We start from the raw sequence: 21,778 nt of genomic DNA on the forward strand, positions 1-21,778 counted from the left end.
AGAGCTATTCCCGCGGTTCCACCCTACTTGGCTCAAGGAATACAGGATATCCTGGTAAACCTAAGCCCACTTTTCCGTGTCCATTCATGCTCCCGAGTGCCCTTTCATAGACCAATTCATCCAGGCTTCCACCATCCCCGGCTCGCTCTATTATGATCGTAGAACTAATGCCCTCAATCATAAATTATAGAATTCTGTCTACTACTCTCTCGTTCAATGCATGTCTCCAAAAGAGAAATTATAGTTCATCATATATAAAAATAAGAATGAAGTCAAGTTGTATTTCAGCACTGCTACAAACAACTCAAATCCCGTACTTCTCCATTTGATCGAGAAAGGAACGGGACTTCAAATTTAAGCCTAGTTGGTGATCCATAAACGAGCGCATGATTTTTTTGATCTCAGCTCGAGTACCTTCACTCACCGATATATTACCCAGCCGTTGCAAATCAAGCTGTGCGAACAATCTCAACAATTTCAGTGCTTTAGGACTTACTGACATGGCAGGCGGATCAAAATGCTTACATGCACGGCATAATACGCCCCCAAGTCTAGGGCTCACGAACAATTGCTCATCTGGTCGTTCCTGCCCACAAGAAATACAATCATCCAGTGCAGGCCCGTAACCAGCCGATTGCAAAATTTTCATTTCGTATAAACTAGTCATTACAACTGGATCCTTATCTTCCTTTAATGCTTGGAGACAGGCCTTTAGCTGTTTAAACCAGAAGGTACCTGTCTCCTCATCCTGCAGCACGCGATCAAGCAGCTCACACGCATAGGATGCATATGCCGCTTTGACCAGATCCTCACGCAGCTCATGGTATGACTCAATAATTTCGCCTGCATTCAAGTTTCCCAAGCCCGTGTTACGAAAGTAAACGTACTGACCGAACGTAAACGGCTGCACAAGTGCAGCGTGTCGACTTTTGGGCTTTTTGGCACCACGGACAAGCACACCTACTTTTCCACCGCTTTCGGTGCAAAGCGTAATAATTTTGTTTCCCTCGCCATAGTCCATGCTGCGGATGACAATCCCTTCCACCCTGTATAGCATGCCTCGTCACCTAACCATTCCCGAATCCGCCAATCATTGCTCGGCTTCTTCATCTTCAATCACTTCCCCTGCATGATCCGACTCTTGCTCCAATGAGCTGCATGCTTCCGCATACAGTAAGTAGGATTCTACATCCCCCGTCATCGCAAAAACCTTCCACGAAAAATCTCGCATCGGAATTTCATCCTCTCTTCGGAAATGACGTGTGCATCTAGAAGATAGGATGGAGTCTTGCAAGGTAAACTATGCGTTGCAATTACTGGATACAGCTCGGAGGATTATTCACGACCGAAACCAAGGTCACGTAGTACACGATCCTGATTTCTCCAGTCCTTTTTCACCTTTACCCACAGATCCATAAAGATCTTGGAGCCTAACAGGTTCTGAATGTCCTGCCTAGCACGTTTACCGACTTCTTTGAGCAAGGCACCTTGCTTGCCGATAATAATCCCTTTTTGCGAATCACGCTCTACAAAAATAACTGCCGAAATGTAGACAACGCCATTATCCTGCACCTTCATATCTTCAATCGTTACTGCAATGGAGTGCGGTACTTCTTCACGAGTCATTTGCAGAATTTTCTCCCGAATCAGCTCAGCGCAAACGAATTGCTCCGGGTGATCTGTCACCTGATCCTCAGGGTAGTATTGCGGGCCCTCTGGCAGGTATCTGCTGATCTGCTCCAGCAATGTATTCACATTACTACCAAGCTTAGCGGATACAGGAACAATCTCTGCAAAATCGTGAAGTTTACGATATTCCTCAATCAAAGGAAGTAACGCTTCAGGTTCAACTTTATCAATCTTGTTCATTACCAAGATGATTGGAGTGCGTACATTTTTTAGCTGTTCTGCAATGTAACGATCCCCTCCACCCATACCTTCAGAAGCATCAATCAGGAATAGCGCAGCTTCAACCTCGTGAAGTGTGTTCAGTGCAGTTTGATTCATGTAGTCACCCAACTTGGATTGACGCTTATGGATACCAGGTGTGTCTAGAAAGACGATCTGTTGCTGTTCAGAAGTGTATACACCATGAATTTTATTACGTGTCGTTTGCGGCTTGTCCGACATAATGGCAATCTTCTGACCAATAACTTGATTCATTAACGTCGATTTCCCGACATTGGGACGTCCAACGATGGCTACAAAACCGGATTTAAATGCTTGTTTTTTCATATGTTCCTCCTCAGGCGCCTAGGCCTGGAATGTAATGGTTTATTTTTGGGACGAATTCAGATCGGATGGGCCAAAAGCATATGGAATCAATTCGGCAACCGTAGTCTCACGCAGGTCACCTTTCATGTTTCCTAGAATAACCTTCATATCTGGTTCGCATAATTCAAACATCACTTGACGACATACTCCGCATGGAGCAATCGGATCATCCGTGTCACCTACAATAGCAATGGCTTTGAAGCTTCGCGGCTGCTGCCCACCAGCAATCGCACTAAACAAAGCGGTCCGTTCAGCACAATTACCAGGCGTGTACGCTGCATTTTCAATATTACATCCATGGTGCACATTACCTTCTTGATCAAGCAATGCCGCGCCTACACCAAAATGCGAATAAGGAATGTACGCTTTGGTACGCGCCTTAATCGCTTCTTGCATCAGCAGTCCGTTATCCATACTAAATTCTCTCCCTTAGGTCATATAAAGCTGCGCTCTATAAATTAAATTCAACTACATCAAAAAAATTAATACAACCCTAACCAGCTCAGTACTGGCTTGAGGAATACAACACATCCAATGATGACAGCGAATACCGCAGCCAGAAGTACTGCTCCAGCCGCGGTGTCTTTTGCCGCTTTGGCAAGCGGGTGAATATGCGGATGTGCGAGATCAACCGCAGCTTCCACAGCAGTGTTCATTAATTCGGTCACCAGTACCAAAAAAATAGCTGTCAAAACAAACATCCAATCTGTTCTGGAAATCCCGAAAAAAAACCCGGCTACACACATGATGAGGGCTACTCCTGTATGGACTCTTACATTCCTCTGAGTTCGGAAGCCGTATGCGATTCCTTCCGCTGCATTGCGGAACACCAGACCCCAGGAGCGCCGCTTCATTATCGTGTCAACCCGGCCTGAGCCAATACAGCTTCCTGCTTACCCATCATCTCAGCCTCACTGGCCTCATCCTGATGGTCATAACCGAGCAGGTGTAAAAATCCGTGAACAAATAGAAATCCTAATTCGCGTTCAAAGGAATGTCCGTACTCCTCACTTTGCAGAATCGTACGAGGAACGGAGATGATAATGTCGCCCAGCACATCTGGCATTTCTTCCATTTCCTCATCTTCGTCCAACTCATAAATGATATCCAGTTCTTCATCCACCGTCTCATTCATGGCAAATGATAATACATCGGTTGGACGGTCGATACCACGATAATCGCGGTTCAACTCATGGATCTGCTCATCATCTACAAACGTTAGAGCTACTTCTCCTTCAGCAACACCTTCGGCTTCTCCTGCAAGATTGAGCAGCTGCTCCAACATTGCGATCATAGGCTCTGTAATTTCTTTATCCTGTTGTTCATTATTCCATGCCAGGTTAAGACTCATTCTTTCATAACTCCTGTCTACTGATTATTAGAGGTTTTATTCAATTAACCTGCTTCGGGTGAAGTAGGTTTCGGTTTCTTCATTTCCTCTGGATATTCGATCCGGGAGTGGAAAATGCCCATTACCGTTTCTTTCAGAGTTTTGGCAACAATATCAAGTTCCCGCATCGTTAGATCACAATCATTAAACTGATGGTCGTCCAATCTACCTTTGATAATCTTCTCAATCATGGACTCCACTTGCTCTACCGTCGGTTTACGCAGCGAACGAACAGCCGCTTCCACACTATCTGCTATACCAACAATGGCAGACTCTTTGGATTGAGCTTTCGGCCCTGGATAACGGAAATCCTCTTCCGTAAAATCAGGTTCGATCCCCGCTTCTTCAGCCTGTCTTAATGCCTTATGGTAGAAGAAGTGAAGGAATGTTGTCCCATGATGCTGTTCCGCTATATCGCGAATCGGTCTTGGCAGCTTGTAATCCTTCTGCATTTCCACTCCATCTCTAGCATGAGCAACGATGATCGACTTACTCAGCTTTGGATCGATGGAATCATGGGGATTTTCCATATTATTTTGGTTTTCGATAAAATAAATAGGTCGCTTCGTCTTTCCGATATCATGATAATACGATCCAACGCGGCAGAGTAGCCCATTAGCTCCAATAGCTTCGGCCGCAGCCTCTGACAGGTTGCCCACCATGACGCTATGATGATACGTACCAGGCGTTTCGGTCAACAGCTTACGTAATAACGGATGGTTTGGATTGGATAACTCTACAAGTTTGAGAGCAGACAAGATGCCAAACGATGTTTCAAAGAATGGCATAAGCCCAATGACAAGTATAGCGGTTAACACACCACCGGCAAAGGCGAAACCTATACCATACAATGTCGTTGTACGGTTCCAGTCACCTGTATCGATTAAAGCGAGTGTGAAGACAGCAATGGAGCCAAAGAGACATACCATAATGGCACCCTTTAAGATCGTTGAGCGCTGACTAGCCTTATGGGTTGCAAAAATAGCAACAAAGGAAACCAATACAGCGAAGAAACCAAATTCGAAGTCAAAAATCTGACCCTGATGCGTATTAAGAATGATACTTGAGAGCATGCCAATGATTATGGAACATACAAAAGCAAGTGAAGTATCCAGCAGCAAAGCAATCAGCATCGCTCCTACAGCAACTGGTGCAAGGAATCCTACATACGACTGTTCGTTTGTCTGGATGAATGCGGTCACATGCATAACTACAATCGTAATGATGAATATAAGGACAAGCATTAGCAGCTGTGCGTTGTTGTATTTAAAATGTGTGCCGCTACATTGCTGAATATACATGAGAATCGCCGCAGACAACAGACAGGACAGCATGAGCAATCCAACTTGCGGCCAATAATTCACTTCATTTTTCAACAAATCATTCTCATCCAGCAGTGCATACATCTCTGGGGTAATTATTTCCCCCTTGGCAACTAGGGTGTCTCCTTGCTTGATAAACACGGTTTGCGTGTTCTCACGAGCCTGTACCTTCGCCTCTTTTGTCCCCTCTTCATCGTAGAAACGATTTGATGTCAGAACAAGTCGTCCCAGCTCCTGCACAACCTCACGCTGTGTACGTTTGCTAAGCGAGCTTACACTAACCATCTCGGCGACTTTGGCACGAGCCGTTGTTGCATCACTGATCTGATCCGTCATCAGTCTAGAGACAATGTCCCTCGCAACAGGTTTCATCTCCTGAATATCATCTGAAGTGAGACGAGATATTTTGATATATGTCTCTTCCGGGATTCGGTAGCTTTGCTCCTGTACTACATTTCTGATTTCTTCCAGTAACGTTTCGGAGTATGTACCTGATTTCCGGTTGTTGTTGATAAAATTGGACACAAAATCCTTCTGTCGCTGCGGAATTTCTTCCCGGTAAATGTCAATCTTATCTTGACTTGATATCTGATCATCCTGATTCAATCGGTCAATACGATCAAGTAATGTCGTCATCAGATTCTCATTGCGCATCTGCACAATTTGATAAATAGGCTGCACACGTTCGGCGGCTTCTTCTTGCGCTTTTAGCGTAGCTTTATTGTTTGGAATCTGCATAGGTGCAGCAATATCCACTTCACTGCGTGTCCCTTCCTGAATATCATATCGCTCAGGAAGCAGCTTGGGAGCTAGACTTACGAAGAAGAGAATCACCAGAAACAAAAACAGAAGATAGCGTGCCCACACGCTATACTTCCATCCTGTAGCTCTATTCTGAAAAGATTTGCCTTTTGACAGTTCCTTAGAGGTCACCTTAGACAATCCCTTTCTATTCTTGATTTTCTGCGGCGTGGTTGTATGCAACGATAATTTTCTGAACGAGAGAGTGTCTTACAACATCTTGCTCTGCAAAGAACACAAATCCGATTTCTTCCACTTCATTCAGTATCGTTTTGGCTTCCACTAATCCAGACTTCTTGCCGCGGGGTAAATCAATTTGTGTAACATCGCCGGTAATGACCATTTTGGAACCAAAACCAAGACGGGTCAAAAACATTTTCATTTGTTCAGGCGTTGTGTTCTGGGCTTCATCCAAAATAATGAATGAATCATCCAGCGTACGTCCACGCATGTATGCCAAAGGTGCAATTTCTATCAGCCCTCGCTCTAGCGCTTTTGCCGTCTGCTCTTGTCCCATCACATCATATAATGCATCGTACAGTGGACGTAAGTAAGGATCTACCTTCTCTTGCAAATCGCCCGGGAGGAAGCCTAGGCTTTCACCAGCCTCAACCGCAGGTCTTGTAAGTACAATCCGCTTTACACTACCTTCCTTGAGTGCTGCCACGGCGAGCACAACCGCGAGATAGGTTTTTCCTGTACCTGCAGGACCAATACCGAATACAACGTCCCGTTTCTTAATCGTAGTTACATAGTGCTTCTGTCCAATCGTTTTTACCCGGATCGGCTTGCCTCGATAGGTCGTTGTAATCTCACCCTTGAACAGGTCAAGAAGCTGGTCTGCACGCAGTTCCTTCGCTAGCTCAATCGCGTATTTAACATCCCTCTCCGTTAACACATATCCGTTACGAACCAATTGCAATAATACATCAAATAACTGTTCTAGCGATTCTACGTTCTGTGCATTCCCGAAGATCACGATCTCCGCTTCACGGGATGAGATCTGAGCAGGAATTTCAGCTTCAATTAATTTCAGAAAAATATCTTGGGGTCCAAACAGAGATTGACCCTCTCCCGCGCTTTGGAGGGAGATTCGTATGCTGCGTGTTTGTTCTGACAAATAGCCTCATTCTCCTTGACTATGGACTAGCGGAAGTTCCTCCGCAATACTTTCTTCTACTTCAAATAATACTTTCATATAAACTTTACCATTCTCTTTCTTCTCATGCAAAATTTTTTCACTTATAATTTTAGTTTCTTTCCCATTTTTAGCGATAATATCGTTTCTAGCCCCTTCCAACCCTTTGCTTCTAGCCCATTCTACACTCTGCTGAACTTCATGTGCACGGGTTTCTCTATCTGTCTCTGTTAACCACCCCATAGGAAGAGTAAAGGATCTCCATGTGAGTGGATCATGGTTGCTGGATGTTTCATACGAGTTGAAAGGAATCTTACCATATCCCCATAGCTGTACCGCCCATTTCCCCAGCACAATATAAAATCGCTCTTTGCTCTCACCAGTCATCGTATTGAGCTTTTGGGTAAGCGGCACTTCAACTTGATATTCACGCCACACCAAGCCACGAATATCACCTTTGGCCACCACTGTTTCTGTATTTTCTTCATCCCCTAAGATGCCTGAGATCAACACTTGTCCCTTTTTTACACGCATGTTTTCCTGCACAACCGGCCGCCCCTGCTCCGCGTAAATCTGAGTAACTACTGCGTCGGATTTACTTACTAGATGTCTAGGGTTCATTAAAGGCTCTCGCTTCGGTTGTGCCGACTCTACAACCTGAATGGTGACGTTGGTACCTTCTTTGGTTACACCAACCCATGTTACATCCGGCAACGTCAATGCGAGCTGTTTGGAGAGCTTGTCCTGGCTAGGAAGACGAAATGACCATTGAAAAGGATATAACCCCTCTTTTTTGGCAGCTGTAAGAATTTCATCTGTTGGAATCTTCACATTGCCCTTCACTTCCACATTCCAGACCATAGACGTTAACGCAAATAATGCTGCCACAAAAAATAACATTCCACCAAGGAAAAATTTTCTTTTCCATAGTCGGGCAACAAAAAACGGGAATCCTCTGCGATGAGTCACCTTCACTTTGCAGCCTGTCCGTTTCAGTAACGGACGCAACTTGAAGAAATGCGGCAGCAAAATATTCATATCTGCCCGGCGCCCATCTCTGGCACGCAGGTTCCAAACTTCCAGTCCCTGCACTGCCAGCAAGTTAATTAACCCTTCAATGTCTCCCCCAGTAACCGTGATTCGGACCGCTCCACGCAGTTTGTACAGACTGGGCTGCTTCATTCGTTTCCCTCCGCTCCATTCATATGAATATCTAAAATCTTGCCCTCCACAGCTACCTCATCCGGTAAAATATTTCGGATCATCAGTTCGGCTCCTTTAATCTCCAGTTCGCCTTGGGATAGAGCAAGCACGATGCGGTCAGGTGTAAAATGGATGACACCTCGATGATTCTCTATATACAATTGCTTATTGCCAATCAGGGTTAACCGTGGCATATCGTAAAGCACATCCTGCGGCAGATCCAGTACCTCACTAGTCCATCTGCGCAGCTTGCGGCTAATTCGAGTCATTCGAAGGTCTTCCCCCTTCCTCTACAATTCAACTTATGCGGTTAAGCCTGAATATATGAGAACTATGGTAAAGGATGAGTTCGAAACAGATAAAAGTATTATAAAAACAAAAAAAGAGCCGTCATCTGGCTCTAACACTCACCAGAGACGACCCTTTCCTCATTCATTTTTAAGATTATTACAGTTTACCCCGAGTCCCAAATGGTTGTTTGGAACGTGGGGAACCCAACACTTCAGCCCATAAAACACCGGTACGAATATCTTCTCTGCGAAGCAGAGACTGCCCAGATTCACCTGTGGTTTCATCCCAACTGGAATCAGAGACAACTGGAGTATTGGCTGATGAAATACGATTCAAACGCTCTTGTATTTCACGTTGTTGCTGTTCCATCTGCTTCATCTGCTCTTCAAGAGAACTGCTCATCGCACTTACCGTGCTCTGGCCGCTGTATTCATCGGATTGTCTAGAACTTGACGCAGGCTCAGAATACATGGGTTCATAACGATCATCATACGTTTCCTCGTCATACCTTCTATCATCATAACGATCATCGTATTGCTCATCATAACGAGTATCTCCCTGATTAGAGGGTCCTGTGGATTGCGTTCTCGTGTCTTCAGAAGAACGTCCATTTCGATCAGAGTCACCACTTCCACCAAAGGTAGGCATCCCGTTGCTCGGTCGCTTTTTGTTCGGATCAGCGGACTTGGCGGCTTTTCCCAGGAATGAAAACAGCATAAATCCAACAACCGCTACAATGTACAGATTGTCAAATACCCAATCTAATAGGCTCATGTGTATTCACCGCCTATCTTCCGTTTTTGGAATCACCCTGATCATTGGAATTGGAGCCTTCACCAGGTTTTCCTAATGTGTTACGCATTTGAGTATCTGCTTCAATATTTTTCAGGTTCATGTAGTCCATAACACCGATTTTACCACTACGAAGTGCTTCAGACATTGCCAAAGGTACTTGGGACTCAGATTCAACTACACGTGCTCTCATCTCTACAACGCGTGCTTTCATCTCTTGCTCTTGGGCTACGGCCATTGCACGACGCTCTTCGGCTTTTGCTTGGGCAATACGCTTATCCGCCTCTGCTTGTTCCGTTTGCAAGAATGCACCAATGTTTTTACCTACATCTACGTCTGCGATATCAATGGACAGGATTTCAAAAGCCGTACCTGCATCCAAACCTTTAGACAACACCGTACGAGAGATCAAATCTGGATTTTCCAATACGTCTTTGTGGGAATTGGAAGAACCGTTCGTACTTACGATACCTTCGCCGACACGGGCAATGATTGTCTCTTCACCAGCACCACCGACGAGGCGATCAATGTTTGCACGTACCGTAACACGCGCTCTAACTTTAACTTCGATACCATCTTTCGCTACAGCGGATACAATTGGTGTCTCGATTACACGAGGGTTAACGCTCATTTGCACGGCTTGCAATACGTCACGACCCGCAAGATCGATTGCAGCAGCACGTTCAAACTCCAATGGAATGTTTGCACGTTGTGCAGCAATCAAGGCATTAACAACGCGGTCTACGTTACCACCAGCAAGGAAGTGACTTTCCAATTGGTTGATATTCAATCCTAGTCCCGCCTTTGTTGCTTTGATCAACGGGTTTACGATCCGACTAGGTGTTACACGTCTCAATCTCATAGCTACCAGTGTAATAATTCCGACACGCACACCGGATGCAATGGCTGAGATCCAGAGCATAACCGGGAAAAAGCTGAAGAATACGCTAAGCACGATAATCGCAACTACCGCAATTAGCAAAACCGTAATCAAGGTTGGTTCCATAGTCAAAATTCCTCCATTTGCATTTTAAATTTTGTACCAATATACAGCATAACAAACCTGAGTTAAATCTGCTGTTTATTTTGATCCCCCACTCTGGCAACAGCCTCACAGAATGGATATGTACGTTGCCGAAGACCTCATCGGCTCCGGCAATGAAGAAGGTTACACAGGTAGAGCTTGTTGCACTACAATACGAGTACCTTCTGCCTTAATGACGATAATCGGTGTATCAATAGGAATAAAATCACCATCTGATACAACATCGACCCGCTCCCCATTCAACATGGCGGTTCCAGACGGACGAAGCGGAGTAAGGCTGATTCCTTGCATTCCAATCAGTTCCTTGCGTTCTGTCGCTGAGGAGAACCCACGATCAGCAGACAGCTTCTCACTCAATATGAATCGATTCCAGATGCCCTTATCCTTAAACAGAATGACAACGATCGCGATAACTACGAGCGCAGCTCCAAAGGCAATACCGAGTGATACAAACGCATCGCTTGTGTCGTACGCTGCTCGCACAACACCAGCAACGAGTGCGATAGATCCGAGAATACCCAGTATTCCGAAGCTCGGTATAAACATCTCAAGAATCATCATGATGAGGCCAACAGTGAATAATACCCATGTCTCTGCTCCGGCAAAACCAGCAATATAGTTTCCGGAGAAATAAAGTACAAAACATACAATACCAACAATACCAGGTACTCCGAAGCCAGGAACGATCAACTCAATGATCACCCCTGCAATACCGAGGAATAAGAGCACAGTCATAACCACAGGGTTCGTAAGGAATGTAGAGATGTTCTCAGCTGTGGTTCTTTCCACTTTGAACACATCATCCTGACTGTATCCTAACCAGGCAGCCGCCTCTTCTGGAGTGTTACTAATATGGTCTGCGTATCCAACTTTTAAAGCTTCTTCTGCCGAGAGTGCAATAATTTCACCTTTTTGCTTGGTTTTATTAATCTCTGGCATTTCTACGACCATATTAACGTCCGTCATTCCAGCGGCAATTTTGCCATCGCGACCACTTTTTTCAGCCGCTCCTTGCATTTTACTTTTCCAAAAGGCAACGAGTTTTGGATCATCTACATGTTTACCCGTACTGTCCACCATCGCTGCCGCACCAATCATGCTTCCTGGCGACATTACGATCTTATCCGCATTCAAGGCCAAAAAACTACCTGCAGAAGCAGCGTCACCGCGCACAAAAGCTAAGGTTTCAATCGGGCTATCTTTGATCAAGATTCCCAGTGCTTCCGCAGTATCAACACGTCCTCCCGGCGTATTAATATCCAGAACAATCAGGCCAGCGTTCATGCTCTCAGCTTCTTTGAAGCCGCGCTCCATAAATTTGCCAAGCCCCTGCTCGATTGGTTTGTCAACCGGAATAATGTATACGGCGCCGCTCTTCTCAGCCGCATGTGCTGAAGGCGATCCAATCCAAACAGGAAGCAACAGCGTCAGCAGCATCAAGAGCATGAATGGCCCCGTAAGCATCTTCCGGTGCTTTCCCTTCACCAATAATCCCCCTTTTCCTTAATTGTTATACTGTCCAGCTTATGGTTGTTATTACGTACCAATCAGCATTTCGTTTCAAAATCTTAAAATTATATTTGAATCTTGCGACAATTGCAACATTTATAATCCAATATCATGTTCAATATCCAATTTAAAGAAAAAAGTAACGCATTTATTCACCATTTGTCCAACGCTGTAAAACATAAATTTATTCCTGCTTCAAAAAGCCAACATGCTCGCTTATAGTGTTTCACTAAGAGTGCTTCACTAAGAGTCTTTCACTAAAGAGGTATTAACAAAGGAAAAAACACTCCCTGACAAGTCAGGAAGTGTTTATTGATTGCTTTATTGCAGAAATTGTTGAACTGCTTGGTTAACCAGCTTGCCGTCCGCTTTGCCTTTGACTTTCGGCATAAGGGCCGCCATAACTTTCCCCATCTCGGCTTTCGAAGAAGCACCGGTTTCCTGGATGGTCTGCTGTACAATAACTTTAATTTCTTCTTCGGTAAGCTGTTCGGGAAGGTATTGACCGATTATATCAATTTCCGCTTTTGCATTTGCCGCGAGGTCTTCACGGCCCAATTTTTCAAATTCTTGGAGGGCATCTTTGCGCTGTTTGATTTCACGACTTAGGATATCAAGCACTTCGTTGTCATCCAAATCTCTTTTCAAATCTATTTCAAGATTCTTGATCGTCGAACGAATCAACCGAATGGTGGAGAGCTTGAACTTGTCCTTGCTCCTCATCGCTTGCTTCATATCTTCGTTCAATCGTTCGCTAAGATTCATGTAGTTAAAATCCTCCTAAAACTTTCTCTTACGAGCAGCCTCGGACTTTTTCTTGCGCTTCACGCTTGGCTTCTCATAATGCTTACGTTTCTTCACCTCAGCCAAGACGCCATCTTTAGCGATGGAACGTTTAAAGCGACGAAGTGCAGCATCAATAGTCTCGTTTTTGCGAACTTTAGTTTCAGACACCAGTTTTCCCTCCCTCCGACCAGACCGTCCAAGAGCAATAACACGGTTCATCACCTTTCATTATAGGCGAAAGGTAATAAACGTGTCAACCTCAACGTAAAATAGTCGTTTAATTCAAACAACATCGATGCTTTCCATCGTTAGATAGTGCAAACAATAAAAGTTGATTTTAAGCATTTCAACTGTTTATTTGTGCGAATCAGATAGGCTAGTCAAAGCTCCGAGTCTTGTGCCTCCAAGCAGGTGATAATGCAAATGATGCACCGTTTGCTCGCCATCCTTACCACAGTTATTGATCAGTCGGTAACCAGACTCGTCAATGCCTAAGCGTTTTGCAGCTTCCTGTGCAGCCAAATGCACTTGTCCAATCAAGGGCAGATCCTCTGCCGTTACTTCATTCATAGAAGCAATATGTTTCTTAGGAATCACTAACACATGTGTTGGCGCAGCGGGCTGTATGTCATGGAAGACGACAACATGGTCATTCTCCAGCACCTTGTTGGAGGGAATGCTGCCCTCTACAATTTTGCAAAACAAGCAATCCATTGTTCATACCCTCCTTTAAACAGCAATTATGTATACCTTTCCTATCATACCGGATGTGCCGAGCAACGTCCAATTTCATGAAATGATCACTCAAGTACAGAGATACAGGATTACTGTTTTAAAGCCATAAAATTCCATATTTTTCTTTTAATTTACACATTTATAGTATATAATCCCCATTGATATAGTTGCTTTTATTTCGAGCGTTACCAAGGAGGATATTTAGGTAATGGGCAGAGAGTTTGTTCCTTTATTTGACCAATGGTCTAATAACTATGATCTAACCGTAACAGGACACAACGAGCAGTATCAGGAAGTGTTCGAAGATTATGAGAAAATTCTGCATTCTGTAGTCTCCGAGGTACATGGTACGATTTTGGAATTTGGCGTAGGGACGGGAAATCTCACCGAAAAACTAGTGGCAGCAGGTCATAAGGTATATGGAGTAGAGCCTTCACGAGGTATGATTCAACAGATTCAACGACGAAAAATAAATTTTCAATTGTTTGAAGGTGACTTTCTGGACTTCCCTCCTTTGACTGAACCCATTGATGCCATCGTGAGCACGTATGCCTTTCATCATCTAACAGATGCAGAGAAGGAACAAGCGATTTCAATATACGCCAAGCTGCTGCAGCCTCATGGGAAAATCGTATTTGCGGACACGATCTTTCAAAATCAGGACAGTCGGCGCCAGATTGAAGAAGAAGTGGCATCTCAGGGCTATTCGGGACTGCTCACCGATCTACGGACGGAGTATTATACAACGATTGAGGTACTACACCCCATATTATCGAAGCATGGTTTTAGAACAAACTTCTCCCGCTTGAATAAATATGTATGGTTAATGAGTGCACAAAAGGAGATTGGTTAATGTGACTGTTTATCAACATGTACAAGAACTTATAGGCAATACGCCTTTGCTTGAATTATCTCGTTATCCTTTACCTCAGGGAGTGCGTTTGTATGCCAAGTTGGAATTCATGAATCCTGGAGGCAGTGTAAAAGACCGGATCGGCAAGTTTTTGTTGGAGCAAGCCTTGGCACGGGGAGATGTTAAGTCAGGGGGACGATCATAGAAGCTACCGCAGGTAATACCGGCATTGGTCTTGCGATGGCTGCGGTAGGCCTGAACTTAAACGTTATTTTCACAGTTCCTGAGAAGTTCAGTGTGGAGAAGCAGCAATTGATGCGTGCACTGGGTGCTACGGTCATCAATACACCGACATCAGAGGGAATGACGGGTGCAATCCGCAGAGCAGAAACACTAGCAACCGAGATACCGGGTTCCTACATTCCAGCACAGTTCTCTAATGAGGATAATCCCAAAGCTCATTATGAACACTTGGGTCCTGAGATTTGGCGTGATCTGAATGGAAAAGTAGATATATATGTCGCTGGAGCTGGGTCTGGCGGAACCTTTATGGGCGGCTCACGCTTCTTGAAGGAACAGAATCCTTCCATTAAGACCTGCATTGTAGAGCCCGAAGGCTCAATCCTTGCTGGTGGTTCACCGGGATCACATCGCACAGAAGGTATCGGAGTCGAAGCATTATCTTCATTTATGGATGTAAGTTACTTTGATGCTATTCATACCATTTCAGATGAGGACGCCTTTGAGCGGGTTAAGGATCTGGCAATCTTGGAAGGTTTGCTGGTAGGAAGTTCTTCCGGAGCAGCTATGCAGGCTGCATTAAATGAAGCGCATCACGCCCTGCCTGGAAGTAACATCGTTGTTATTTTCCCGGATAGCAGTGAGCGTTATTTAAGCCAAAACATCTATAATGGAGGACAATAAAATGAGACAAAAAACAAAGTTAATTCATGCTGGCATTGTTGGTGATCCTCATACGGGAGCCGTGAGTGTGCCGATCTATCAAGTAAGCACGTATGAACAAGAAGCCGTTGGTGTGCACAAAGGCTATGAGTATTCACGCACGGGCAATCCGACTCGTCATGCCTTGGAAGAAGTGATTAAAGAGCTGGAAGACGGCGTTCGGGGCTTCGCGTTCAGTTCAGGAATGGCTGCCATTCATGCCGTAATGTCTCTGTTGAAAAGTGGTGATCACGTTATTCTAACAGATGATGTGTACGGTGGGACTTATCGCATTTTCACCAAAGTGCTCCACCGCCTAGGAATCGAATCCACTTTCGTGGACACAACCTCGCTGCAAGCACTGGAACAAGCTCTTCAACCGAATACGAAGGCTATTTATGTTGAGACACCAACAAACCCCCTACTTAAAGTGACTGATATTGCTACTGTATCGAAATGGTCTAAAGCTAACGAACTGTTATTCATCGTGGATAACACCTTTAGTACACCGTATTGGCAAACCCCTCTCGCTCTCGGTGCGGATATTGTGTTACATTCAGCCACGAAGTATATTGGTGGTCATAGTGATGTTGTTGCAGGACTTGCCGTCGTGAACAGTGAACAGCTTGGTGAAGATCTACATTTCTTGCAAAACGCAATTGGCGCAGTCTTAGGACCGATGGATTCGTGGTTATTGATGCGTGGACTCAAAACATTAGGATTGCGTATGGAAGCGCAGGAACGCAACGCCGAGCAAATTGTTGACTTTCTGAACCAACATCCTGCCGTGAGCAAGGTCTACTACCCAGGATTGTCCGATCACCCTCAGCACACTCTCGCTTCCACCCAGGCAAGAGGGTTTGGCGGGATGGTGTCTTTTGACGTAGGCAGTGCCGCAAAAGTCGATGAAGTATTGAGTAAAGTCCGTTATTTCACCTTGGCTGAAAGCCTGGGCGCGGTAGAAAGTTTAATTTCTGTACCTGCGCGGATGACACATGCTTCCATTCCATATGAACGTCGTCAAGAATTGGGGATTACGGACGGGTTGATACGCATCTCGATTGGCATTGAGGATGTCCAAGATTTAATCGATGATCTGAGTTCTGCCTTAAAGTGAATCCAATTTATATTGTAAAATAAAGAAATCATGCCGCTTCAGAAGAGAACTTCTGTGAGGCATGATTTTTTGAAGTTTTTCTATTCAGTAGCATCGGGGTTCCCCAACTGCCCAAAATAACCCTCGTGTTAAGTTAAGGACATAAGTACTGATCACTTCGAGTTATGTCAGCGCAATGCAAACACTACATCTATGTGCTCAATCAGAGCTCACACATCAGATATGAAAAGAAACTTTATGGCAGATCTATGCTAACTTCTCGGCTTAGTAGTACGGTAACAAGGTCAATGCAGTAAGGGCAAACAACGGGAGTACGAGCCGATTAAAACGTCTGCGCCCGTATCCATAATAAGGATATGGTGTAGGATAACCGTAACCTGGGTAAAACCCACGCGCATGTGCTATTGGATAGTTCGCTCCAGGCATTGCATTCGGTGCCCAGTTCGCTTGATGCATCGCTGCTTCCGGTCCAACGGGAACAGCCAGATAGATCATGTCATCATCCACATTTTCCATAATCCCATCATAGTGACTACCATCCTGCATCTGCACACATACATACCGATGCATGTGCTCTTTACAGATCTTCTTCGCTTCTACCTTCTCCACTTCTTAACGCCTCCCTGATCATTGCTCATCATCACCTTTTCATCGTATTCAGCTCTGGGCGAATTGACACTGCAAGAACAGGTAAAAAAAGAAGCACCCCGTGTGAGCTTCCTAGCGGAAGTCACTGCTTGCGGACGTCTATTCAGGATCATTCCTGATCAAACGTCCGCCGGGGTACTTACATCAAGTTTGTCGGCTTAACTGTAGTATAACAATGCGATGAACCTGTATCTGTGATGTAACTCACTCTGTAGTCAAAATGAATTAAGCATGGGTGCAGGAGGATCGAAAATGTAGCATAGCGATGTGGAAATTTCTCCAGCCGGGTACACCACCACTACAATGTTTCCAGCATAACTCTGGAGCCGCCACCAGCCTCACTTGCCGGAATGACAACCAACTTACGTGCTAGACGTGCCCGCAGTTCAGGCACGTGGCTAATCACACCAACGGCCAGGCGGTCGTCATGTAATTTTTCCAGCGAGGTTATCACCGTGTCTAATAGTTCAGGATCAAGTGTGCCGAACCCTTCATCCAGGAAAAAGAACTGCAGTGGGTACTGCCCACGAAGCTGAATCTGTGCGGACAACGCCAATGCTAGCGACAGCGAGGTTAAGAAGGTCTCGCCACCCGACAAGGTGGACACCGGGCGTTTCACCCCACCGTTTGCATCGTCACAGATGACAAATCCACCACCAGAATCGACTTCAAGCGAATATCTCTGTTTGGTCAAAAAGCGTAATCGCTGGGATGCCGCCTGGCTGACTTGCATCAGTTGCTCTTCAGCAATGTATTCTACGAATGCGTTACCGCGGAAAGCCGATTGCAACTTACTCAGCAGCTCGCCTTCTCGGCTAACGTCCACTCGCTTGTTCTCCAGTTCAGTCCAGCGTACGTGGCGTTGCTGAACATCTTCCAAATCCCGCTCAGTCCGAGCTTTGGCGCTAAGTGCCGCTTCATCCTCAGTCCTTCTCTGCCGTAACTGTTCCGTGCATGCCATCCACTGCTCTTCAGACACCTCAGCTCCCGCAAGTTTCTGCTCCAGTTCTCGTAATTGGGACGCCAGCTCACGTTCCTGTTCGCGGTGTTGCTGGATGGCCGCAGCTAGTCGTTCTGCCTCCTCGGAAGCGATGGCTGCCTGCATTACAACCTCCTCCGAAGTGAATGGCGATTGCTCCAGCAGTTGCTTCCAGCGCCCTTGCGCCTGCTGCAGATGCTCGCCAGCAGAGGCAGCTGCCTGATGAGCAATAACGTCTTTCTTCGCTGACTCTTGTTTCAGAATATCTGCTTCCTTGTAACGCTGTGCTGCTTCTGTTGCAGAAGTTCTTAATCGATTCAGCTGAGCCTGCGCAGCAGCAATCAGGTCTTCTACTCGTTGTTCACCAACCCATTGCCGTAACCGTTCTTCCTTCTCGGCAAGTTGTTTACTGTTGCCCTGCCACTCCGTCTGCCACTGGATTAATTGTTTATCCAATTCAACCAGCTTACGCTGAAGTGATTGAACGATCTCTTGCTTCTCCTCAAGGAACGTCACGCTTTTGTTCAGACGTTCCTTGATGTCCTCGGCGCGTGCATCGCGCTCCTGCATCGCCTGAACTAAGGCCTTGGCCTGCTCCGGGGCGATGTCAGGCAGTTCCGCGGCCCAGCGATCGCGCAGCGCTGTCGCTGCCGCCTCGCTCTCGGCCAGCTTGCGCTCCGCCTGGGCGAGCCCGGCACGGCCGGCTTCCTGCGCAGCAGCCGCCTCCATGCGGCGCTGCTGTGCGCCTGAGGCCGCCTGTTGCAACGCAGCGGCCTCCGCTTGCAGCGGCGCTGCGGCGTCAGCCAGCGTCCGCGCGGCTTCGCGCAGCGCGGCGGCACGCGCCGCCCAGTCCGCCGGGGAGCGCCCGTTCACGGGCGACTCGGCGGGCTCGGGCTCCGCTGCCGCAGGCGCGGCCTCGGCTGCGGACGGAGCTTCGCCGGCCGCAGCGCCAAGCTGCGTCAGCAGGCTGCGACGTTCGTGCAGCTGCTGGCGCAGCCCAAAGCGCAGCTCCTGCAGCTCCGCGTGCAGGCTGCGCAGCAGTTCCAGGTCCGCATCGTCTGCGTGCGGACCTTCTCCCGCCGGCGCAGCCGGGAGCGGGTGGTGTGCGGAGCCGCACACCGGGCATGGCTCGCCATCGCGCAGCTCGGCGCGCAAGGCGGAGGAGAGCCGGTGCAGCTCCTGCTCACGCATCGCGCCCCGCAGCTGTTCCTCCGCCCCAGCCAGCATGCTCTGCTCGCGTCCAATGTCCTGCTCGCATGCAAGCAAGGCTTCAAGACCTGCGGCCGCCTGCCCAATCAATTGCTCACGCTGTATGCTCAGGCGGCCCTCCTCTTCCGTGATCGCCTGGAGCTTATTGGCTCCCTGTGCTGCTGATTGCTGGCTCGCCTCCAGCTCCACTTTATTCTGACGTAACTGCTCTGCTACCGTGTCGATCCGGTGCTGTAGCTCCAATGCAGACTGTAGCTGTCTCCGCTCATCGGCTTTCACTTCATTGGGCTTCAGGCTCTCCTGTAATTCTTCCCGCCGTTTACGTCCACGCTGTTGCAACTCTTGCTCTTTCTCCAATTGTTGATTCACAACCGTCTGTTCGGCTTGACCTTGCTCAAGTAATTGCTTCAGACGTGAAGCATCTTCACGGAGCCCATCACGTTCCTTTTGCAGTTCTTTCGCCTGTTCCAGTTGCTCCAGACGCAGCATTAATTTAGGCTCTTCCTCAGACAATTGCACTCGGGTAGCCTCTGCCTTTTCCGCTTCGAGAACAGACTGTTTCTCATGTTCTATCGCTTGCTGATGCGCAGTCTCAGCTAACTGCTGACGCAGCTGCTGCTCGGCCATAGCTTCACGCATCGTTTGTAATGCAGGCAGAATCACATCCGCTGCACTAGCCTGCTTCAAACGTTCTTCACCTTCAACAATGTGTGCATCCTGTGCCTTTAACTTACGCTGTTCATCTAAGCGAGATTGACGCTCATGACTCCATTCACGAATTTTGCCCAGCTGCTCGGCTTCCTTCGTTGCCTCTTCTAGCGCTTTACGAGACAAGGCAGCAGCACAAACTGCCTCTTGAAGAAGCCGAGCCGTCTCCTCAAGCGTCTCCTTACTTGCATTGCCTAATCCTTGTTGCTCTGCAACAAGGGATTGGTGAACCATATCATTATTCTTCACTCGCCTGCTCAACTTGATGGCAAGCTGGTCTCCGTATTTCTCCAGATGGAAAAGCCGCTGCAACATTTGACGTCGCTCGCTGCCCTTCAGTGACAGGAATTCAGCAAATTTCCCTTGTGGAAGAACAACCGCACGCGTAAAATCATCCATTTTGAGTCCGATTACATCTTCGACAGAACGGTTAACCTCGGCTAATTTATCCGCGAGCACATGATCTTCCCCGTTAATAGTCTCAATGAATTTACTAACGGTATTGCTTACAGATACTTCATTATTTCGTTTGAACCGCCGCTCCACTCGGAATCGACGCGTACCTTCCGCAGATGATAATTCAAACGTAAATGCAACCGATAATGCGTCCTCGGCATGATTCATAATGCCCTGCGTACCATTCACCGCACGTTCTACTTTTCCGTACATCGCTAGGGTAATGGCATCAAGCAACGAGGATTTTCCACTTCCCGTAGGCCCAAAAATACCGAATAAGCCCGTCTCCGTCAGCACGGTAAAATCAATTTCCTGCGTTTCACGATAACTCTGTAGACCAGCCACTTTTAACGAAATCGGCTTCATTTTGCTTCAGCCTCCTCACGAACACCCGGCTCGTCCTCATCGACAAGCTCCAGGAATAACTGTACGAGCTTCTCTTCAGGCTCTGCACCACCGGTCTGCCGCTGATAGAACTTTCGGAACAATTCATGCACAGGCAGCTCAGAGCGTTGCTCTAACAGACCTGCTGCAGCCATCTCGGGATACACCGGACGAATGTGAATGATACCTTCATGGGATCTTCGAAGCTGCTGGATTTCTTTTAACGACATCGCATCCTCTAGCCATACTTCCATATCCACGAAGGCCTGGGCATCTCGTCCTTCCTCTAACCAACGATGCACCTCGGCAAGCCCTCCTCGCGCCTTCCAGCGAACAAGGGACGACCACAGGTTAGCAGCACTTCTTCCACATGTGGCACGCCACCAGGTGCCAGATCCACCATCGTCACCGATTTACTCTGTCCAGCTTCTGAGAAGCTGTAGGCGAGTGGCGAACCGCTATAACGAATAATACCGTCTCCCTTGACCGCCTGAGCACGATGCAGATGTCCGAGTGCGGTATATTGTGCACCTATAGACAGAGCTGAAGGATCCACCGTGTAGGCACCACCAACCTGAATGGGACGTTCGGAATCACTTTCTACGCCACCAAGCACATAGATATGACTCATGGCTAAATTCACTGTATCTGGTCGGAATGATGCCGCCAAATGCTGCATCAGCATCCCTACACGCCGGCTGTAAGCTTGACGAAGTACATTCTCATCCCCATCCGTTGTCAGCAGTTCGTTTAATCTAGCTTCAGACGGATAAGGTAATGCAGCAATGTTAGCCGTTTCACCTGTACGCTTTGCATGAATGGTCACTGCTTCCGAAGTAGGCATTCCTACAAGCGTGATCCCCTGTCTATTTACAAGTGGCGTAACCGATGCAACCCGTTCAGGCTGATCATGGTTTCCCGCGATGACCACAAGCGGTCTGCCCCGCTCGGTAAGCCTTGCAGCTGCCTCATAGAATAACTGCTCTGCAGAAGCTGGAGGGTTCACTGAATCATACACATCACCAGCCATTAAAATAGCATCAGCCTGCTGATCGTCTGCCAGTTTAACAAGCTCATCCATAAAGTCTTCCTGTTCCCGCAGACGGCTCCGACCTTCGAGTGTTTTCCCCAAATGCCAGTCTCCTGTATGCAAAATACGCATTGTCCGCTCATCCCCTCTCCCAAGAACATTTCAA

General features: G+C 46.9%; 20 protein-coding genes and 2 pseudogenes. 3 read left to right on the forward strand and 19 right to left on the reverse strand.

Translation table 11 applies throughout. From position 1 onward, the window contains the following. Positions 1-304: 304 nt before the first annotated feature. From recO to DMB88_RS20995, 16 genes are all read right to left on the reverse strand, one after another. Positions 305-1,057 carry a DNA repair protein RecO gene (recO, locus tag DMB88_RS20920; protein ID WP_128102893.1) on the reverse strand — a complete coding sequence of 251 codons (753 nt, stop codon included), beginning with the start codon at positions 1,055-1,057 and terminating at the stop codon, positions 305-307. Between the two features lie 33 nt (positions 1,058-1,090). Further along, positions 1,091-1,231 carry a YqzL family protein gene (locus DMB88_RS20925; protein ID WP_128102894.1) on the reverse strand — a complete coding sequence of 47 codons (141 nt, stop codon included), beginning with the start codon at positions 1,229-1,231 and terminating at the stop codon, positions 1,091-1,093. 104 nt (positions 1,232-1,335) lie between these two features. After that, positions 1,336-2,235 (reverse strand): GTPase Era, encoded by a 900-nt coding sequence (era, locus tag DMB88_RS20930; RefSeq protein ID WP_128102895.1) that lies wholly within the window; start codon positions 2,233-2,235, stop codon positions 1,336-1,338. Positions 2,236-2,274: 39 nt separating this feature from the next. Further along, the gene (locus DMB88_RS20935) at positions 2,275-2,688 is read right to left on the reverse strand and encodes a cytidine deaminase (protein ID WP_128102896.1); all 414 of its coding nucleotides are present in this window, start codon (positions 2,686-2,688) and stop codon (positions 2,275-2,277) included. A 68-nt stretch (positions 2,689-2,756) separates the two neighbouring features. Continuing rightward, positions 2,757-3,128: a diacylglycerol kinase family protein gene (locus tag DMB88_RS20940; protein ID WP_128102897.1), complete on the reverse strand. Its 372-nt coding sequence runs from the start codon at positions 3,126-3,128 to the stop codon at positions 2,757-2,759. Beyond that, on the reverse strand, positions 3,128-3,625 hold the full coding sequence (gene ybeY / locus DMB88_RS20945) for an rRNA maturation RNase YbeY (RefSeq protein WP_128102898.1): 498 nt from the start codon (positions 3,623-3,625) through the stop codon (positions 3,128-3,130). The genes DMB88_RS20940 and ybeY overlap by 1 nt, the downstream gene beginning before the upstream one ends. Before the next feature lie 44 nt (positions 3,626-3,669). Then, positions 3,670-5,919: an HD family phosphohydrolase gene (locus tag DMB88_RS20950; protein WP_128102899.1), complete on the reverse strand. Its 2,250-nt coding sequence runs from the start codon at positions 5,917-5,919 to the stop codon at positions 3,670-3,672. Positions 5,920-5,935: 16 nt separating this feature from the next. Continuing rightward, positions 5,936-6,907 carry a PhoH family protein gene (locus DMB88_RS20955; RefSeq protein WP_128102900.1) on the reverse strand — a complete coding sequence of 324 codons (972 nt, stop codon included), beginning with the start codon at positions 6,905-6,907 and terminating at the stop codon, positions 5,936-5,938. A gap of 6 nt (positions 6,908-6,913) precedes the next feature. Beyond that, positions 6,914-8,107, reverse strand: a complete 1,194-nt coding sequence (gene yqfD, locus DMB88_RS20960) for a sporulation protein YqfD (protein WP_128102901.1) — start codon at positions 8,105-8,107, stop codon at positions 6,914-6,916. Beyond that, entirely contained in the window at positions 8,104-8,397 is a 294-nt protein-coding gene (gene yqfC / locus DMB88_RS20965) for a sporulation protein YqfC (RefSeq protein WP_128102902.1), read from the reverse strand. Before yqfC ends, yqfD begins: the two co-directional genes overlap by 4 nt. Before the next feature lie 178 nt (positions 8,398-8,575). Further along, on the reverse strand, positions 8,576-9,193 hold the full coding sequence (locus tag DMB88_RS20970) for a hypothetical protein (protein WP_128102903.1): 618 nt from the start codon (positions 9,191-9,193) through the stop codon (positions 8,576-8,578). A 13-nt stretch (positions 9,194-9,206) separates the two neighbouring features. Next, positions 9,207-10,217 carry a flotillin-like protein FloA gene (gene floA / locus DMB88_RS20975; RefSeq protein WP_164848750.1) on the reverse strand — a complete coding sequence of 337 codons (1,011 nt, stop codon included), beginning with the start codon at positions 10,215-10,217 and terminating at the stop codon, positions 9,207-9,209. 162 nt (positions 10,218-10,379) lie between these two features. Then, on the reverse strand, positions 10,380-11,702 hold the full coding sequence (locus DMB88_RS20980; RefSeq protein ID WP_251382470.1) for an NfeD family protein: 1,323 nt from the start codon (positions 11,700-11,702) through the stop codon (positions 10,380-10,382). Between the two features lie 384 nt (positions 11,703-12,086). After that, the gene (locus tag DMB88_RS20985) at positions 12,087-12,530 is read right to left on the reverse strand and encodes a GatB/YqeY domain-containing protein (protein WP_128102905.1); all 444 of its coding nucleotides are present in this window, start codon (positions 12,528-12,530) and stop codon (positions 12,087-12,089) included. 15 nt (positions 12,531-12,545) lie between these two features. Next, positions 12,546-12,719: a 30S ribosomal protein S21 gene (gene rpsU / locus DMB88_RS20990; protein ID WP_005547957.1), complete on the reverse strand. Its 174-nt coding sequence runs from the start codon at positions 12,717-12,719 to the stop codon at positions 12,546-12,548. Between the two features lie 186 nt (positions 12,720-12,905). After that, entirely contained in the window at positions 12,906-13,265 is a 360-nt protein-coding gene (locus tag DMB88_RS20995; protein WP_128102906.1) for a histidine triad nucleotide-binding protein, read from the reverse strand. Between the two features lie 229 nt (positions 13,266-13,494). Between DMB88_RS20995 and DMB88_RS21000 the strand changes: the two genes are divergently transcribed. From DMB88_RS21000 to DMB88_RS21010, 3 genes and pseudogenes are all read left to right on the forward strand, one after another. Beyond that, complete coding sequence (locus tag DMB88_RS21000) at positions 13,495-14,139, forward strand: class I SAM-dependent DNA methyltransferase (RefSeq protein WP_128102907.1); 645 nt, start codon at positions 13,495-13,497, stop codon at positions 14,137-14,139. Position 14,140: 1 nt separating this feature from the next. Then, positions 14,141-15,063, forward strand: a pseudogene (locus tag DMB88_RS21005) (PLP-dependent cysteine synthase family protein). Position 15,064: 1 nt separating this feature from the next. Beyond that, entirely contained in the window at positions 15,065-16,198 is a 1,134-nt protein-coding gene (locus DMB88_RS21010) for a bifunctional cystathionine gamma-lyase/homocysteine desulfhydrase (protein WP_128102908.1), read from the forward strand. A gap of 264 nt (positions 16,199-16,462) precedes the next feature. Here DMB88_RS21010 and DMB88_RS21015 read toward each other — a convergent pair whose 3' ends face one another. The 3 genes and pseudogenes from DMB88_RS21015 to DMB88_RS21025 form a co-directional block, all read right to left on the reverse strand. Beyond that, positions 16,463-16,768, reverse strand: coding sequence for a hypothetical protein (locus tag DMB88_RS21015; RefSeq protein WP_254438662.1), 306 nt, complete (start codon positions 16,766-16,768; stop codon positions 16,463-16,465). A gap of 376 nt (positions 16,769-17,144) precedes the next feature. Next, a complete protein-coding gene (locus DMB88_RS21020; RefSeq protein ID WP_128102910.1) occupies positions 17,145-20,564 on the reverse strand; it encodes an SbcC/MukB-like Walker B domain-containing protein in 3,420 nt (1,139 codons plus the stop codon). Next, positions 20,561-21,744: pseudogene (locus DMB88_RS21025) on the reverse strand (exonuclease SbcCD subunit D). Before DMB88_RS21025 ends, DMB88_RS21020 begins: the two are co-directional and overlap by 4 nt. Positions 21,745-21,778: the final 34 nt, after the last annotated feature.

It is taken from the genome of Paenibacillus sp. DCT19, assembly GCF_003268635.1.
Lineage (GTDB): Bacteria > Bacillota > Bacilli > Paenibacillales > Paenibacillaceae > Paenibacillus.